Annotated in this window: 16 protein-coding genes and 4 tRNA genes; 11 read left to right on the forward strand and 9 right to left on the reverse strand. The window is 34.5% G+C overall.

The features are described from left to right. Positions 1-72: 72 nt before the first annotated feature. The 4 genes from ACQY44_RS00400 to ACQY44_RS00415 all read right to left on the reverse strand — a co-directional run bounded on the left by ACQY44_RS00400 (position 73) and on the right by ACQY44_RS00415 (position 516). Positions 73-146: transfer RNA gene (locus ACQY44_RS00400), tRNA-Arg, on the reverse strand. An 88-nt stretch (positions 147-234) separates the two neighbouring features. Next, positions 235-308, reverse strand: a tRNA-Arg gene (locus ACQY44_RS00405). Between the two features lie 32 nt (positions 309-340). Further along, positions 341-415: transfer RNA gene (locus ACQY44_RS00410), tRNA-Pro, on the reverse strand. A 17-nt stretch (positions 416-432) separates the two neighbouring features. After that, a tRNA-Ser gene (locus ACQY44_RS00415) sits at positions 433-516 on the reverse strand. Between the two features lie 239 nt (positions 517-755). Between ACQY44_RS00415 and ACQY44_RS00420 the strand changes: the two genes are divergently transcribed. The 3 genes from ACQY44_RS00420 (at position 756) to ACQY44_RS00430 (ending at position 3,849) form a co-directional block, all read left to right on the forward strand. Then, positions 756-1,934, forward strand: coding sequence for an acetyl-CoA C-acyltransferase (locus tag ACQY44_RS00420; RefSeq protein WP_428228448.1), 1,179 nt, complete (start codon positions 756-758; stop codon positions 1,932-1,934). A 67-nt stretch (positions 1,935-2,001) separates the two neighbouring features. Next, a complete protein-coding gene (locus ACQY44_RS00425; RefSeq protein ID WP_428228449.1) occupies positions 2,002-2,763 on the forward strand; it encodes an NlpC/P60 family protein in 762 nt (253 codons plus the stop codon). Positions 2,764-2,790: 27 nt separating this feature from the next. Beyond that, complete coding sequence (locus ACQY44_RS00430; protein ID WP_428228450.1) at positions 2,791-3,849, forward strand: SMI1/KNR4 family protein; 1,059 nt, start codon at positions 2,791-2,793, stop codon at positions 3,847-3,849. Positions 3,850-3,922: 73 nt separating this feature from the next. Here the strand turns inward: ACQY44_RS00430 and ACQY44_RS00435 are convergent, their stop codons facing one another. Then, complete coding sequence (locus ACQY44_RS00435; protein WP_428228451.1) at positions 3,923-4,768, reverse strand: AraC family transcriptional regulator; 846 nt, start codon at positions 4,766-4,768, stop codon at positions 3,923-3,925. 118 nt (positions 4,769-4,886) lie between these two features. Between ACQY44_RS00435 and ACQY44_RS00440 the strand changes: the two genes are divergently transcribed. From ACQY44_RS00440 to ACQY44_RS00450, 3 genes are all read left to right on the forward strand, one after another. After that, a complete protein-coding gene (locus ACQY44_RS00440; RefSeq protein ID WP_428228452.1) occupies positions 4,887-5,873 on the forward strand; it encodes an aldo/keto reductase in 987 nt (328 codons plus the stop codon). Positions 5,874-5,995: 122 nt separating this feature from the next. Next, positions 5,996-6,601 (forward strand): NAD(P)H-dependent oxidoreductase, encoded by a 606-nt coding sequence (locus ACQY44_RS00445; protein WP_428228453.1) that lies wholly within the window; start codon positions 5,996-5,998, stop codon positions 6,599-6,601. A gap of 2 nt (positions 6,602-6,603) precedes the next feature. Then, a complete protein-coding gene (locus tag ACQY44_RS00450; protein WP_428228454.1) occupies positions 6,604-6,882 on the forward strand; it encodes a putative quinol monooxygenase in 279 nt (92 codons plus the stop codon). Positions 6,883-7,042: 160 nt separating this feature from the next. Here the strand turns inward: ACQY44_RS00450 and ACQY44_RS00455 are convergent, their stop codons facing one another. Continuing rightward, positions 7,043-7,579 (reverse strand): YbhB/YbcL family Raf kinase inhibitor-like protein, encoded by a 537-nt coding sequence (locus ACQY44_RS00455; protein ID WP_428228455.1) that lies wholly within the window; start codon positions 7,577-7,579, stop codon positions 7,043-7,045. Between the two features lie 24 nt (positions 7,580-7,603). Further along, on the reverse strand, positions 7,604-8,311 hold the full coding sequence (locus tag ACQY44_RS00460; protein ID WP_428228456.1) for a class I SAM-dependent methyltransferase: 708 nt from the start codon (positions 8,309-8,311) through the stop codon (positions 7,604-7,606). Positions 8,312-8,684: 373 nt separating this feature from the next. Between ACQY44_RS00460 and ACQY44_RS00465 the strand changes: the two genes are divergently transcribed. Together ACQY44_RS00465 and ACQY44_RS00470 are read left to right on the forward strand one after the other, a co-directional pair. Then, a complete protein-coding gene (locus tag ACQY44_RS00465) occupies positions 8,685-9,569 on the forward strand; it encodes a LysR family transcriptional regulator (RefSeq protein ID WP_428228457.1) in 885 nt (294 codons plus the stop codon). 202 nt (positions 9,570-9,771) lie between these two features. Then, complete coding sequence (locus ACQY44_RS00470; RefSeq protein WP_428228458.1) at positions 9,772-11,052, forward strand: DUF2130 domain-containing protein; 1,281 nt, start codon at positions 9,772-9,774, stop codon at positions 11,050-11,052. Between the two features lie 278 nt (positions 11,053-11,330). Here the strand turns inward: ACQY44_RS00470 and ACQY44_RS00475 are convergent, their stop codons facing one another. Both ACQY44_RS00475 and ACQY44_RS00480 read right to left on the reverse strand, forming a co-directional pair. Next, positions 11,331-11,771 carry an META domain-containing protein gene (locus tag ACQY44_RS00475; RefSeq protein WP_428228459.1) on the reverse strand — a complete coding sequence of 147 codons (441 nt, stop codon included), beginning with the start codon at positions 11,769-11,771 and terminating at the stop codon, positions 11,331-11,333. A 112-nt stretch (positions 11,772-11,883) separates the two neighbouring features. Further along, positions 11,884-12,666: an META domain-containing protein gene (locus ACQY44_RS00480; RefSeq protein WP_428228460.1), complete on the reverse strand. Its 783-nt coding sequence runs from the start codon at positions 12,664-12,666 to the stop codon at positions 11,884-11,886. A 344-nt stretch (positions 12,667-13,010) separates the two neighbouring features. On the opposite strand from ACQY44_RS00480, the gene ACQY44_RS00485 reads away from it, so the two are divergent. The 3 genes from ACQY44_RS00485 (at position 13,011) to ACQY44_RS00495 (ending at position 15,613) form a co-directional block, all read left to right on the forward strand. Beyond that, positions 13,011-13,595: a DUF4202 domain-containing protein gene (locus ACQY44_RS00485; RefSeq protein ID WP_428228461.1), complete on the forward strand. Its 585-nt coding sequence runs from the start codon at positions 13,011-13,013 to the stop codon at positions 13,593-13,595. A 316-nt stretch (positions 13,596-13,911) separates the two neighbouring features. Then, positions 13,912-14,535, forward strand: a complete 624-nt coding sequence (locus ACQY44_RS00490) for a class I SAM-dependent methyltransferase (RefSeq protein ID WP_428228462.1) — start codon at positions 13,912-13,914, stop codon at positions 14,533-14,535. A 337-nt stretch (positions 14,536-14,872) separates the two neighbouring features. Further along, complete coding sequence (locus tag ACQY44_RS00495) at positions 14,873-15,613, forward strand: hypothetical protein (protein ID WP_428228463.1); 741 nt, start codon at positions 14,873-14,875, stop codon at positions 15,611-15,613. Positions 15,614-15,686: the final 73 nt, after the last annotated feature.

Raw genomic sequence — 15,686 nt, forward strand, 5'->3', positions numbered from 1 at the left:
ATTCAGCTGAACTACACTAAAACCCAATCTAAATATAAAACAAAAAAACCACTCGATTTGAGTGGTTTTTCGTGAACGCAGAAGGATTCGAACCTTCGACCGCCTGCTTAGAAGGCAGGTGCTCTATCCAGCTGAGCTATGCGTCCATTTCTTTTTAAAACTTTATGACTAAGCCCTTTAACTAAACTCATCATAATAAAAACAAAAAAGCCACTCGATTTGAATGGCTTTTCGTGAACGCAGAAGGATTCGAACCTTCGACCGCCTGCTTAGAAGGCAGGTGCTCTATCCAGCTGAGCTATGCGTCCATTTGTTTTAAAACTTTATGGCAAAGTTTTCGTCGGGGTGGCAGGATTCGAACCTGCGGCCTCCTGCTCCCAAAGCAGGCGCGATAACCGGGCTACGCTACACCCCGAAGGCAAAATTATTAAGCGGAGAGACAGGGACTCGAACCCTGGCGACGGTTACCCGTCGACAGATTAGCAATCTGCTCCATTACCGCTCTGGCACCTCTCCAAGCTCAAGAAACGTGTTCTGTTTTGCGGTTGCAAATTTAAGACAACATTATATATCTCACAACTATTTTGGCGCTTTTTTTAATCTTTTTTTGATCTTTTTTTTAAAACACTTCACAATCAAACAAATAGAATTAACAAAAAATTCATATTCAATTTAAAATTCAATCGAATTGCCCCAAAATTTGAATTTATTCAAATAAAGAGTAAATTTGCTTGATTAACTAATATTAACAGAAAATGAACAAAAGAGTTGTTATCGTTTCTGCCGTTAGAACACCTATCGGAAGTTTCATGGGAGGTTTATCTACCGTACCCGCACCAAAATTAGGTGCTGCCGCTATTAAAGGCGCACTTCAAAAAATTAACCTTGACCCGAAATTAGTTGATGAAGTATTCATGGGGAACGTGGTACAAGCCGGAGTTGGACAAGCACCAGCACGCCAGGCGGCACTTTTTGCCGGTTTATCTAATGAAGTTGTCGCTACAACTGTAAACAAAGTTTGTGCTTCAGGAATGAAAGCCGTTATGTTTGCTGCTCAGGCAATCGCTTGTGGCGATGCTGAGATTGTAGTAGCCGGAGGAATGGAAAACATGAGTTTGATTCCGCATTACGTACAAATGCGTAACGGAACTAAATTTGGACCTGCAACTATGCTTGACGGAATGCAAAAAGATGGTTTGACAGATGCTTACGATAACAACGCAATGGGAGTTTGCGCTGATTTATGTGCCTCTGAATACAACATCAGCCGTGAAGAACAAGATAATTTTGCCATTCAGTCTTATCAAAGAAGTGCAAAAGCCTGGGATGCCGGAAAATTCGACAACGAAATTGTTCCTGTAGAAGTTCCGCAAAGACGTGGTGAACCGATCATTGTTTCTAAAGACGAAGAATACACCAACGTAAAATTAGATAAAATCCCTTCATTAGCTGCTGTTTTTACAAAAGACGGAACAGTTACTGCCGCAAATGCCTCAACAATCAATGATGGAGCTGCTGCTTTAGTTTTAATGTCCGAAGAAAAAGCAATCGCATTAGGACTTAAACCCCTGGCCTACATAAAAAGTTATGCTGATGCAGCGCAAGAACCAAAATGGTTCACAACAAGCCCGGCAAAAGCATTGCCAAAAGCCTTAGATAAAGCAGGAATTGCAATTGGTGATGTCGATTATTTCGAATTCAACGAAGCATTTGCCGTTGTTGGATTAGCCAATTCAAAAATCCTTAATCTTGATAACAATAAAGTAAACGTAAATGGTGGTGCTGTTTCATTAGGACATCCTCTTGGATGCTCCGGAGCCAGAATCATTGTAACTTTACTGAATGTTTTAGAACAAAACAATGCCAAAACAGGAGCTGCTGCAATTTGCAATGGCGGTGGTGGTGCATCAGCAATTGTTATCGAAAGAGCTTAAATAATATATATCAGGAGTTATTTCATTTGCAAATAACTCCTGATTTTCAACTTATAAATTACCTTAAATGTTCGGAATTTGCAATTTAGCTATAGTACCCGTTCGATCTGAGCCAAGTGACAGAAGTGAAATCGTTACACAACTTTTGTTTGGCGAGCACATCGAGATTTTAGAACGCCAAAATCAATGGGCCCGAATAAGAATACAATACGATGACTACGAAGGCTGGGTAGATTCGAAACAATATCAGGTTATCTCTGAAGCAAATTTCAATCAGTTAAGCAATGAAGCGATTATTCTAAATGCTGATTTAATTGATTACATCACTTCGTCTAACAATTTATTATTACCAATTCCGCTTGGTGCTTCTTTATCCTTTTTGAACAATAACGAAATCAACACATCCAATTTTGATTTCGAAGGCACAAAAACAAGTGGCATAAAACCTAAAAGCGCTTTAATCAGTACCGCTTTTATGTATCTGAACGCTCCCTATCTTTGGGGCGGAAAAACACCTTTTGGAATCGATTGTTCCGGTTTCACACAAATGGTTTACAAGCTAAACGGATACAAAATACACCGGGATGCCTCACAACAAGCTCTCGAAGGAGAAGCTTTAAGTTTTATTGAAGAAAGTGAGGTCGGGGATTTAGCCTTTTTTGATAATGACGAAGGAAACATCATTCACGTCGGAATTATCATGGAAAATAATTACATCATTCACGCCAGTGGAAAAGTACGCATCGATCGTTTAGATCACTTAGGAATTTACAATCCTGAATTAAACAAACATACCCATAAATTGCGTGTTATTAAAAAGATCATTTAATATTCAAACAATCTCTAAAACTTACTCTTGATAAAATTTTCATTATCTAAAACACATTTTCAAATAAATGAAATTGCTATTCAATTTCCAATTGAGATTGCAATTTTAGAAAAAATTTTGGGAGATTACCGATTAAAAAAGAATAAACACAACCAGATCTACACCTGGGATACTCATGGTATTATTGCATTTTCAAAAGAAGGATTAAAAATAGAAAATTTACTGCTCGATCTTAATTACGGCACTTATGATTTCTGCTCAAAACAACCGTTTTCAGGAGAATTTGTTTTTGAAAATCAAAATCTATTTGAGCTTTATAAAACAAATAAAAAGCAACTTGTAAAACTTTTCAAAGGAGATGACAGCGGTGCTTTTATTCTCAATGGCATAAGCGTTTGGTTTAATAAAGAAAATGATAAGATAACAGCGATAGACATATCTGCATACGAGGAAAAGATTAAAAACCCACGCTTGCCTGTCGATAAAGAATTTAAACAATTAGAATCTTTATGGCAAGAATGGATTATTGAAATCAATAAAATTGTCGCAGCAGATAACGATTACTATAATCTAACTGACGGAATTTCTGCTGAAGATTTAAAAGAACACTTCGTTTTAGAACACGAAATCACAATTCCGCCAACGCTTCAAAATTTTTACAAGATTCAGAATGTCGAATATAATGCAGTAACTTCTGCATTTCAATTTTTGATCCGTGATTGGACGTATGATCTTATTCCGTTTGAAGACATTAAGGAAGAATGGAATGCGATACAAGATTTACAATTTAACGAAGACGATCTTCCCGAACTAGTAATAGATTTCGAGAAAATCAAAACCAATAATTACGCAAATCCCAAATGGATACCGTTTGCAACCGGACGAAATGGCGATTATTTAGTATACGATACAGACCCGGCAGATAAAGGAAAATTTGGTCAAATCATAGAACTTCAAAACGAATCCTGGGAACGAAACATAGCTACAGAATCCTTAGAAGAACTTTTAAAAAAAGAAATCAACAACCTAAAAACAGGTAAAACAGAGCATTTTGATTTTATAACCGGCAAAGAAAATCAAGATTAAAATCCGTTTAATCTAAAAAAAACGTGATAATCCGTGTTTTCGCTTGCGAATCTGCGTCATCCGTGTGCCAACATCACGCACTAACACGTATCACTTTCCTAAACTCCGAAGGACTATTCCCTCTTTGTTTCTTAAAGAACTTATTAAAGTGGCTTTCATCCGTAAAACCAAATTCATACGCAATTTCGTTAATACGTTTATCACTAAACTGCAAACGATGTTCTATTAATTTAGTTTTATAATTACTAATATACTGCTGCATCGTTTCATTGGCGTGTTTCTTGAAATAACGCCCTAAGTACGTATTCGAAATCCCAAAATACTCACTAAGAGATTCTGCTTTAATTCTTTCCGGATAATAAATATTGTTCTGAATGTATTGCAAAATATCCATTGCTTTCGCCTCACAACCAATATTAACCTGTTCCGGTAAATATTTTGCAATATTTCTCGCCACAATAATAATTAAGGTATTAACCAATTGCTGAATCAGTTCTTTATTATACACATCCTTATCCTGACGTTCACGAATAATGGCTTCTACCATTACTTTTACCAGACATTTATCAGCATGATTTTTCAAGATACAACCCGGTTGATGATTTGCATTTTGCAGAATATATTCTAAACGCTGAATATTCTCATTTTGCAAACTTGAATTTTTTAGATAAATATCATTAAACCTCAAAAAGAAAAACTTCGTCTCAGTCTCAATCGTAAAATTATGACAATCCTCAGGCGTTAATAAAAACATATGTCCCGCATCATATTCAAAAACATTTTTGTTGATACATTGTCTTCCCGTTCCTTCCAGAATATAAACCAATTCAAAGAAATTATGGCGATCCCCAACATCCGGATATTCATCCAGTGTTTCAAAGGAAACAGTAAACGGCTCGTATAAATTTTCTTTCTTCATGATGTTCTTTATTAATTCGGCTACAAATTTACATAAAAAAGACAAATATATACAAATTAATAGTCTTAAAAATGGTATAATTTTGCCAAACAAATTTTAAGTATTAAAATATAATATTATGGAATATAGAAAATTAGGCAATACTGAACTTCAATTATCAACTATTACATACGGTGCATTTGCCATTGGCGGCAACATGTGGGGCGGAAACGAAAAGAAAGATTCAATCGATTCTATCCACGCTTCAATCGATCATGGCGTGACCACAATAGACACTGCTCCTTTTTACGGATTCGGTTTAAGCGAAGAAATGATTGGTGAAGCTTTAAAAACACAAGACCGATCAAAAGTACAATTGTTAACCAAATTTGGATTGGTTTGGGACGGAAGCAATAACGGAAAAGGAGAATTCTTTTTTGATGCCGAAGACAACGGAAAGAAAATACCGGTTTACAAATACGCTTCAAAAAGCAATATCATCAAAGAGGTCGAAGAAAGCTTAAAACGTCTTCAAACCGATTATATCGATTTATTACAAATTCACTGGCCAGATGCTACTACTTCAATCCAGGAAACTATGGAAGCGCTTGAAACCTTGATTCAACAGGGAAAAATCAGAGCAGCCGGAGTTAGTAATTATAGCCTTTCTCAAATTCAGGAAGCACAAAAAACCATTCAATTGGCATCTAACCAGGTTCCTTACAGCATGCTGAATCGCAGTATAGAAACCGATTTAATTCCGTATACAATAGCAGAAAATATTGGAATCATCGCATACAGCCCAATGGAAAGAGGTTTACTAACGGGAAAATATTTCACAGACAGTAAACTAAAAGACAACGACCACAGAAACGGCTATTTCGGTCAGTTTGATCTTCAAAAAGTAAAAACTTTGGTCGAAGAATTAAGCTCTCTGGCAAACGCAAAGCACATTTCAATTTCACAATTGGTTTTACGCTGGACCACTTTACAAAAAGGAATTACTATTGTTTTAGCCGGAGCAAGAAATGCAGAACAAGCCATTTCAAATGCAAAAACTTTAGATTTTGATTTATCAGTTTCTGAATTAGAATTTATCCATCAGGCAATTTCAAAATTAAAATAATAAGAATTTGGGCGTGTCCCAAGGGCCGGGCTCTCCGTTGCAATCTTTTATGCCGAACCCCGGCATAAAAGGATTTCCACTACTATCCCTCACGCACACGAATACATTAGAACATTTACATTATGAAGAAAATATTTATCATCAACGGAAGTCAAAATTTTGCGCATTCAGGCGGAAAATTCAACGAAACCGTTACCAATTGGACAATCGAATACTTAACTAACAACAAGCAATTTGAAATTAAAACAACCGATATCAAACAAGAATTCGACCTGGACAAAGAAGTAGAAAAATTCGTTTGGGCAGACGTAATAATCTATCACACACCTGTTTGGTGGTTTCAATTACCCAACCAGTTCAAAAAATACATCGACGACGTTTTCACAGCCGGACACAACAAAGGAATTTATAGAAGCGACGGAAGAACGAGAACAAACCCCGACATCAATTACGGAACGGGCGGACAATTAGACGGACGTAAATACATGTTAACCACAAGTTGGAATGCACCTGCAACCGCTTTCACACTTCCCGGAGAATTCTTCGAAGAAACATCTGTAGATGATGGTGCTATGTTTGGTTTTCATAAAATGAATAAATTTACAGGTATGGAAAAACTGGATGGATTTCACTTTCACGATGTCGAAAAAGGTGCCACTGCAGAAAATATTGATATCTTTAAGAAAAACTATACCAATCATTTAGAACAAATCTTTAAAAACTTATAATCATGATTTCAATTACAGCAATCTTTAAAAGCAAATCAGAAACCAGAGAGCAACTAAACGGCATGTTAAATCATTTGGTTACCGAAACCAGAAAAGAAACTGCTTGCGTGCGTTACGATCTTCATAATTCAGAGAATGTTTTTATCATCTGGGAAGAGTGGAAAGATCAGCCAGGTCTTGACATACATGACAACCAGCCCTATTTACTGGATTTTATTGCTAAAAGCGAAAGTTTAGTAGCCGCACCTATTCACGTTTACAAAACAGTACAAATACTATAATAAAAAATAATAAAAGTACTTTTTCCCAATACTTACGAATCTGCTTTGTGAGCACAGAAAGTGGTTTCGCAATTCAAAGAATTATTTTAGATAGTTTGACTTTCTACATTAGAAAAAAGCTTTTAGAACTTGTCTAAAAGCTTTTTTTTTAAAATCGTTTTTATTGTTGTCCGTAGATCGCTAATGATGCTTTTTCTAAGCTATTGGCATTTAGCATAAAACCTATTAAAGCAGCACTTGCATTTTTATCTAACGTTAATTGAGTCTTTAAAGCATACACAGTTATCAAATACAAATGACTTTGTCCAACAGGCGGACATGGACCTAAATAACCAAACATTCCCGCATCATTAAGACCATTAATCGCCTCTTTGGGTAAATTTTGCTGAGAAATATTTCCGGCATCTACAGGTAACATTTTTGTACCTGCCGGAATATTATAAACGACCCAATGCCAAAAACCGCTTCCTGTTGGGGCATCTTTATCATACATTGTTACCGCAAAACTCTGTGTCCCTTGTGGGGCATTTTCCCAAAAAAGCTGTGGTGATTTATTCTCTCCATTACACCCAAACGTGTTACTGAAATTTTTACTCATAAATTGTCCTCCTAAATCCTTACTCTTCAAAGTAAAAGTTTGAGCAGAAAGCAAATTAAAAATCAATATCGCGACAATTGAAAATGTTATATTCTTCATATTTTTTATTTTTTATTTTTAAATCTATTTAATTCCGCCAAAAGCACCAAAACACATATTCTTGTGCAAAATTTCAACACTCTTAAAACCTACTTTTTTCATTAAATCCAATTGGTAAATCATTGATCTTGGTGTGTCTTCTTTCTCAACATAATCCAACACTTTCTTGCGGTATTCTGCTCCGCCAATTCCTTCTAAATAATCACCGTAACGCTGCCACGTATATTCATTCAATAATTCGGTATCCTGAGTAATCAAATCCGAAATCATAAAACATCCTCCGGGTTTTAATAATTTAGATATCTTAACAAAAGTCGTTTCCCAGTCCTGATCATCACGTAAATGATGCAAAACTGCCCCAGCCAAAATAATGTCAAAATGATTTTCCTGTAAATTTACTTCCCGAATATCACCTTGCATTACTTCTACTCTTCCGTTTGTTGCTGCCGAAACCCTTTCAAAAGCCCTGTCTAACATCGGCAAACTCAGATCGACCAATGTGCAATTTAAATCCGGTACTTTAGTAAGCATTTTCAAAGTACAATTTCCGGCTCCGCAACCTATATCCAAAACGTTCACTGCATTTGGAACGATTCTTTTGGAAGCTTCTGTTATTAACTCTAAAGAAATTATCGCATCAATTGTGGCAACTTGCCCTGTTTCTAAATTTGAAAATCGTTCGACATCATTATCAAAACGTTCCCTGATTTCTTCAATAGTTGATTTTTTCATAATTTTTGCTTTTTTTTATGGCCCACGGATTTTACGGATTGAACACGTTTACGCTGGTCTCTTTTATATTTTTTTTGCCACAGATTAAAGGATTTAAATGATTTTTTTTTAAGTTACTTATAAATTAGTTGCCACGAATTACACCAATTTTCACGAATTCAAAAAACAATCAATTTGTGTAATTTATGGCAAAAGAAAATCACCTTAACCTTTTTAATCTGTGGCAAAACTTTTTCTTTTACAAAATAAAAATCCGTGTAAACCCGTTCAATCCGTAAAACCCGTGGGTCATATATTTTTTAGTAAAAGTATTTCTTTCATATATACTTCAAAAATACTTATTTTGTCAATTATTAATACTTAATAGGTATTTATGGAATTACGTCACTTGAAATATTTTTTGGCTGTAGCCAAAGAATTAAATTTTACGAAAGCCGCAGAAAAGCTTTTTATTTCTCAACCTCCTTTGAGCCGACAAATCATCGAACTCGAAGAAGAAATCCAGGCACGGTTATTCATTAGAAATAATAAAAAAGTAGAACTGACAGAAGCCGGAAAATATTTTGAAAAAGAAGTAAAAGAACTTTTTCAAAATCTGGAACGAATTACTATCAAAACACAGAAAATTGCAGAGCATGTTTCCGGAGAATTCAGGATCGCTTATATCAGTTCGATTTATTCCAGTGTGATTTCAGAATTAATACAACATCTGAAAGCCGAATTTCCATACGTAAATTTCAAGCTATTCGAAGTTTCTACAACTAAACAGATTTCAGCCTTAGAACAAGGGAAAATAGATTTAGGTATTATTCGATCCCCAATAAAATCGCCTAAAATAAAATCGCAATTGTGGTTTCGGGATGGTTTTTCAGTGGTTTATAACAAAAGTTTAATCCAAATTAATTCCGAGAAAGAAATTCCGAATCTAAAAGACCAAACTTTTGTTTTCTTCAATAAAGATTATGCGCCACATTATCATGAGGTTTTGCTGGAACTCTGTGCCTTTTATGGCTTTGAGCCAAAAGTAGTTCACGAATCCAATAACATCAATTCGATCGTACAACTGGTTAAAAACAGATTGGGAATTTCTATTGTTCCATCAAACATTGCAAAAAACAATCAAGATCCGGAAATAGGTTTTATCGAATTAAAAAAGGTCAATTTATATACCGATGTTTCATTGATTACTTCAAAGGAAGACGATTCTGAAATTACAAAAATAGCTGTTGATTTTTTATTGCACTTTTCTAATAAATAAAAAAAGCCCTGACGATGGAAATCCGTAAAAGTTAACCACAAGAAGTATCTAAATTGCAAACTATAAATTAATTTCACAAAAACTTAGCAAGCATTTGCTTTAACACAAAACAATTCGTGAAAATTCGCGGAATTCGTGGCAAAAACCTCGATTTTTAAATACCTTAGCAGATTATTATAGTACCTAAATAAAATCAATAAAAATGGCAGAGCAATCTTCAATTCAGTGTCCAAATTGCGGAACAACTATCGATGTCAATGATATTCTAAAACATCAGTTAGAAGATAGTATCCGTAAAGAATTTCAACAAAAAGCCAATGCTCAGGCAAAAGAACTGGAACTTAAAAACGAACAATTCGAAAAAGCCAAAACCGAATTTGAAGCCAAAAAGAAACAGGAAAATGAACTTTTTGCTGAACGTCTGGATCGTGAAAAAAAGATAGCCGAAAAAGAAATTACCGAAAAACTAAAAACCAAACTCGACGAAGAAAACAAAGATCGTTTGCTTTTGATGGAGAAAGAACTTTCAGAAAAATCAGAGAAACTTCGTGAGCTCAGTAAAATGCAAGGCGAAATTGCTAAACTCCAACGCGAAAAACTGGAGATGAAAGATGCTATTCAGGCAGAAGCCGAAAAGCAACTCAACGCTACTTTGGTTTTAGAACGTGACAAAATCCGCAAACAGGAAGAAGAAAAAAACGAACTAAAAATAAAAGAATACCAAAAACAATCTGACGATCAAAAAAAGCTGATTGAAGAAATGAAGCGCAAGCAGGAACAGGGATCAATGCAATTACAAGGCGAAGTTATGGAGTTAGCCATAGAAGAATGGCTGGCGAATAATTTTCCGCTTGATACAATCGATGAAATCAAAAAAGGTGCAAACGGTGCCGATTGTCTTCAGATTGTAAATACCCGGGAATTGCAAAATTGTGGTTCTATTTATTACGAAAGCAAGCGTACAAAAGCTTTTCAACCGGCATGGATTGAGAAATTTAAAAACGATATTAGAACCAAGAGAGCCAATATTGGTGTTCTGGTTACTGAAGTAATGCCGGCAGGAATGGACAGAATGGGAATGCGCGATGGAATCTGGATCTGTACTTACGAAGAATTTAAAGGTTTAAGCGCTGTTTTACGCCAGTCTTTAATACAAGTAAGCCATGCGGTTCAGGCTCAGGAAAACAAAGGCGATAAAATGTCGATGTTATATGATTTCTTAACGAGTAATGAATTCCGTTTGCAGATTGAAGGAATTGTTGAAGGTTTCACCCAAATGCAAGGCGATCTGGATTCCGAAAAAAGAGCGATGCAGCGTATCTGGAAACAACGTGAAAAACAAATCGAAAAAGTGGTGCATAACACATTGGGAATGTACGGTTCTATTCGTGGTATTGCCGGAAATGCAGTACAAACGGTAAGAGCTTTAGAACTGGATTTTATAGAAGGAGACGATGAAGATCCTAAAGAATTGCCGGAATAAAAATGGGAGATGGTACACAGATTAAACGGATTCGCTAACGCAAAAACACGGATGTGTACGGATTTTTTTTATTTTGAAGGGATGAAATTCCTCCCTATAATATAAATCAAGTCTAAGGCTCTTTCGTAAAAGTTCCGGAGGAACGGATTATTTTGTAGCAACGGATTTTAATCCGTTGAAAGCAACGTAATTTACCCCAATATTCTCATTTCGACCGAAGGGAGAAATCACAAAACCATAAAAAAAGGCTTCGTAAATCACGAAGCCTTTTGTTTTTCTTAGTTTCCTTTTCTGAAAACCATCGTTGGTCCAAACTGATTTGAAAGTGATAACTTATCATTAGAAATAGAATAATTTGTGGTTGTTTTTAATAATTTCACAAACTCTTCTTCTTTTTTAGCTGTCGAACATTTTTTATTTTCTGACTTCAGGTTTAGAAACTGAACTTCTTTTGAACCTGTAGAAAATAAATTTCCATTAATCGCATTACAACCCGTTGTACCATTAAAAGTTGCTGATTTTATGTCAATCTTTGGCGTATTTTTTTGAAAATCCTTTTGCGTTATATTCTTTCCGTTTAACTCCTCTAAAATCCAGGTTTGTTGTAACTTCTTTTCAATTGTCTTGGAGTTCACAGCCGCTGTCGAGTTTGCCTTTTTTACAGAATTACAACTGTAGGCCAATGCTGCAGCCATAAATAACATTAAAATCTTTTTCATGTAATAATTAAATTTATAAGTTTTAGTTTACAAATTTATTTCTCTTACATAATACAATAGGGGTTCAAATGTTATTTTTTAACCACTTTAAGACATATTTACTTATACAAAATTAATCTACCTTTCTAAAAACTAAAAGTTTGGCTGAGGGATTAGAAAGTGTTAATCGATTATTTTCGATAGAATAAGTTGTGGTATTTTGTAGCGCTTTGACAAACTGATCCTCCTTGTTTCCTGGTCCGCAAGCCATCAAAGTAGAAACTACTTTTGAAAATCTAAGCAATCCTTTTTCATAAAAAATACTGCCACTGATCGCATTGCAACCTCCAAAACCCATAAAACTATTTTCAGCAGCATTAATTTCTATTCTTGGCAGTTCCTTTTGAAAATCAGTAATAAAAACTTTGAATCCGTTTAGTTCTTCCAGGACCCAAATATCGTGAAGGCGATAATCCGTATTATATTTTCCACATCCATCTAATTTAGTAGAAACAAGTTCAGAATTGTTTTTAATTTCAACTGATACTTTATAAGGAGAAATAACGCCGGAGGTCGAATTTTGACATTCTAATTGCTGAATAGTAATTGTTGCACTTGATTTTTTATTACTCACTTTGTACATTTTTATATTGGCATCCATCGCTTTTATGGCTTCACTTGCAGGAAAAACAATTTTCTCTTTTCCGGAAATTACAGATGAAAACTCAATACCTTCTCTTCCCATTTTTAATCCCCAAAAAGGTTCGTTTCCGGTTGCTGTAAAGTAATACTTCATTTGATCTTCCTGAGTTCCGTATTCAGAACTACTTCCTTTTACTTCAGAATTTTTGCCTGCTGTAGATTTACAACCTATTATCACAGAGAGTAATAGCAACATTGAAAGTATATTTTTCATAAGATCTCTATTAAAAATGTTCTTTTATCAACAAAACACATATAAAATTCTTATGAAATTACGACATTTTTTTTGAAATTATTATTTATAATCTTTTAAATTTAAAATAACCTAGTACTACCATGTTCTTTCAAAATTTGAAGTCGCGAAGACGATTAGGACTAATTACTTAAATTACAAAACTTATTTATTCAAAAACAGGTTCTTAGTATGAAGAAATATATTTCTTTATTCAATTCTTATTAGCTGTAAGATCGAAGCTTTATATAGGAAATAAAAAATTTAAGAAATTACACTCAACGTGTTAATTATGTATATTTGAGATCTATTATTTTACTAAAAAAATGAAGACACCTTTTCAAAAAGCAAGCGAGTGGATTGATGCAGAAAATGCACAAGATCCAAACATCGAAATCGACCAAAACATAGAATATCCAAAGGAATTATTATATTCTGACAGGATGTACCAAAGATTGCTGCAATTTGAACCTGAAGCTTCTGAAGCAATTCAGATTGCCTCAAAAGCACAACACATTTGCCGATGGAAAGTAGCCCGTGAGTCGTATCCAATGGATCGTGTTGGTTATTTGAAATGGAGAGAAGAACTTAAAAAATTTCACGCCAAAACTACTGCCACAATCTTAGAAAAAGCAGGTTATGCTCCAGAATTCACAGATCGTGTTTCTTTTTTGATCGAAAAGAAATTACTTAAGAAAGATGCCGAAACACAACTACTTGAAGATGTTATTTGTCTCGTATTTCTAGAATACTACTTAGATCCTTTCGTTCATAAACACGATGAGGAAAAACTAAAAAATATCATTAAAAAAACCTGGGATAAAATGTCAGACAAAGGACATCAGGAAGCTTTAAAAATCAATTATTCTGAAGAAAATTTAAGTTTGATAAAAGCATCTTTAGGATTGTAATCTAAATTAAATTACTCCAAATCACATTGAAACGCCGGTCATGTCCACAATTGGGCGTGATTAATGATTTCTGTAAATCCGAGAATTTGTACCTTGAAAAAATAACTATTTTTAAAAACTAAATAATCTAATTTACCCTTTTCAATTTTTCAGAAAAGGGTATTTTTTTGTCTTTTATACTAAATATTTTTCCGTTTTAATTTGGGTATATTTGGTTGAGAAAAGAAAGAGCCATTTTCTCTTTTTTAAGAAATATTAAATTAAAAGCAAGGCATTGTACGGTGCTTATTTAAAAATCCCAATTACAAATTAAATTATGAGCAACACCTGGACAGACAGATGGAACGACCGCTACAGCAATGAAGAATTTGCTTATGGCACCGCCCCCAACAACTACTTCAAAGAACAAGTAGAAAAATTAAAGATCGGATCAATTCTTTTTCCTGCTGAAGGCGAAGGCCGAAATGCTGTTTTTGCAGCCCAATTAGGTTGGAAAGTTTCTGCTTTTGACATTAGTGCAGAAGGAAAAAATAAAGCCATCAAACTTGCTGAAGCGAACAAAGTGAAAATTGATTATCAGGTAGGGGCATTAGAATCGCTGCACTTTCAAACGGAACAATTTGATGCTATTGCTTTGATTTATGCACATTTTCCGGCAGAAATTAAATCTTCAATACACAAAAGCCTTGACTTACATTTACGCAAAGGCGGAGTGATCATTTTTGAAGCTTTTAGTAAGAAACATTTAGAATATTTAGCCGTTAATGATAAAGTTGGCGGACCAAAAGATATTGAATCTTTATTCTCTATCGAAGAAATACAAGCTGATTTTTCCAACTATGAAATTATCACCTTAGAAGAAACAGAAATTGAATTGAAGGAAGGATTATTCCATAACGGAAAAGGCTCCGTGATTCGATTTGTTGGAATCAAAAAATAATTACACCCGATGTAGGGACACACTCTTATGTGTCCCTACAAAACGAACTCCTTTCCTCCTTCCAATCCGTTTGGCTTTTTTATCTTCCCATCAACTTTTGAATTTTCAAAACAATCGTTTCCTGTATTACTTTACGTTATTTCTTAGTAAAATTGTTAAGAGATTTTATCTTTTATATTTTCTGTAAAATTCAAATAATTAACATTCAATACGTTAATTTAAAATTTTATTAGAAAACTTAACATTGGCGAGTTTATTTAATGATTATATTTACTTAACTGTAAATTAACGATTTAGTTACATTAGTAATAATATCTTCATCTAAAAACGCATTAATATGGAAAACAAAACCACAGAAAGTACTCCTGAGAAAATCGATTTACCAGCATCTGACAATAGTAAACCAGCTGCAGATAGTATAAAACCTGTTAGTCCAACACCAGTAAAAACGCCGGTTCGCAAAGTAACGCCAGCTAAACCCATAACGTCAAAACCCGTAACAACCCAAAAACCTGCAGCAGCGAAGCCTCTAGCTCCAAAACCATTAGCTGAGAAACCATTAGCTGAGAAACCATTAGCTGAGAAACCATTAGCTGAGAAACCAGTACCTGCAAAACCAATAGTATCCAAAACTCCGGTAAAACCTGCTGTAAAAACGGCGGCAACAACTACTCCTAAAACAGCAGTTCAAAGTGCTCCCGCAGGTAAAGTTACTCCGGCTATCATTGAGAAAACAGAAGAAATAACGACTCCAAAAGTTACTATCAAAAAAGAAAATGAACCATCAGCGAAAAAAACTGATGATCCAAATAAAATAGCAGGAGAAAGTAAAAAAGATAAATCAACAGATAAAAAGAAGAAAAAAGTGAAAGACAAAGACAAGGACAAAGAGAAAAAGAAATTAGCGAAGAAAAAAGAGAAAGCTAAAAAAGACAAAAAGAAAGAGAAAGCTAAAAAAGCAAAACAAAAAGCTGCCGCTAAGAAAAAAGAAAAAGCGAAAAAGGCCAAACTTAAAGCAAAAGCAAAAAAAATAGCAAAAAAGAAAGCTAAAAAAGCAAAGTCAAAAAAGAAAAAATAAACACAAAAAATGGGTTGAATTTGAAAAGTTCAACCCATTTTTTATTTTAAACTTTATAATTTGTCACCAAATT

Origin of the sequence: Flavobacterium sp. (assembly GCF_965277525.1) — a bacterium.
Lineage (GTDB): Bacteria > Bacteroidota > Bacteroidia > Flavobacteriales > Flavobacteriaceae > Flavobacterium.

Excerpts from the sequence above, each read along its gene's own strand:
- ACQY44_RS00420 (WP_428228448.1), top strand. The coding sequence starts at position 756 with ATGAACAAAAGAGTTGTTATCGTTTCTGCCGTTAGAACACCTATCGGA.
- ACQY44_RS00425 (WP_428228449.1), top strand. The coding sequence starts at position 2,002 with ATGTTCGGAATTTGCAATTTAGCTATAGTACCCGTTCGATCTGAGCCA.
- ACQY44_RS00435 (WP_428228451.1), bottom strand. The coding sequence starts at position 4,768 with ATGAAGAAAGAAAATTTATACGAGCCGTTTACTGTTTCCTTTGAAACA.
- ACQY44_RS00440 (WP_428228452.1), top strand. The coding sequence starts at position 4,887 with ATGGAATATAGAAAATTAGGCAATACTGAACTTCAATTATCAACTATT.
- ACQY44_RS00445 (WP_428228453.1), top strand. The coding sequence starts at position 5,996 with ATGAAGAAAATATTTATCATCAACGGAAGTCAAAATTTTGCGCATTCA.
- ACQY44_RS00450 (WP_428228454.1), top strand. The coding sequence starts at position 6,604 with ATGATTTCAATTACAGCAATCTTTAAAAGCAAATCAGAAACCAGAGAG.
- ACQY44_RS00455 (WP_428228455.1), bottom strand. The coding sequence starts at position 7,579 with ATGAAGAATATAACATTTTCAATTGTCGCGATATTGATTTTTAATTTG.
- ACQY44_RS00460 (WP_428228456.1), bottom strand. The coding sequence starts at position 8,311 with ATGAAAAAATCAACTATTGAAGAAATCAGGGAACGTTTTGATAATGAT.
- ACQY44_RS00465 (WP_428228457.1), top strand. The coding sequence starts at position 8,685 with ATGGAATTACGTCACTTGAAATATTTTTTGGCTGTAGCCAAAGAATTA.
- ACQY44_RS00470 (WP_428228458.1), top strand. The coding sequence starts at position 9,772 with ATGGCAGAGCAATCTTCAATTCAGTGTCCAAATTGCGGAACAACTATC.
- ACQY44_RS00475 (WP_428228459.1), bottom strand. The coding sequence starts at position 11,771 with ATGAAAAAGATTTTAATGTTATTTATGGCTGCAGCATTGGCCTACAGT.
- ACQY44_RS00480 (WP_428228460.1), bottom strand. The coding sequence starts at position 12,666 with ATGAAAAATATACTTTCAATGTTGCTATTACTCTCTGTGATAATAGGT.
- ACQY44_RS00485 (WP_428228461.1), top strand. The coding sequence starts at position 13,011 with ATGAAGACACCTTTTCAAAAAGCAAGCGAGTGGATTGATGCAGAAAAT.
- ACQY44_RS00490 (WP_428228462.1), top strand. The coding sequence starts at position 13,912 with ATGAGCAACACCTGGACAGACAGATGGAACGACCGCTACAGCAATGAA.
- ACQY44_RS00495 (WP_428228463.1), top strand. The coding sequence starts at position 14,873 with ATGGAAAACAAAACCACAGAAAGTACTCCTGAGAAAATCGATTTACCA.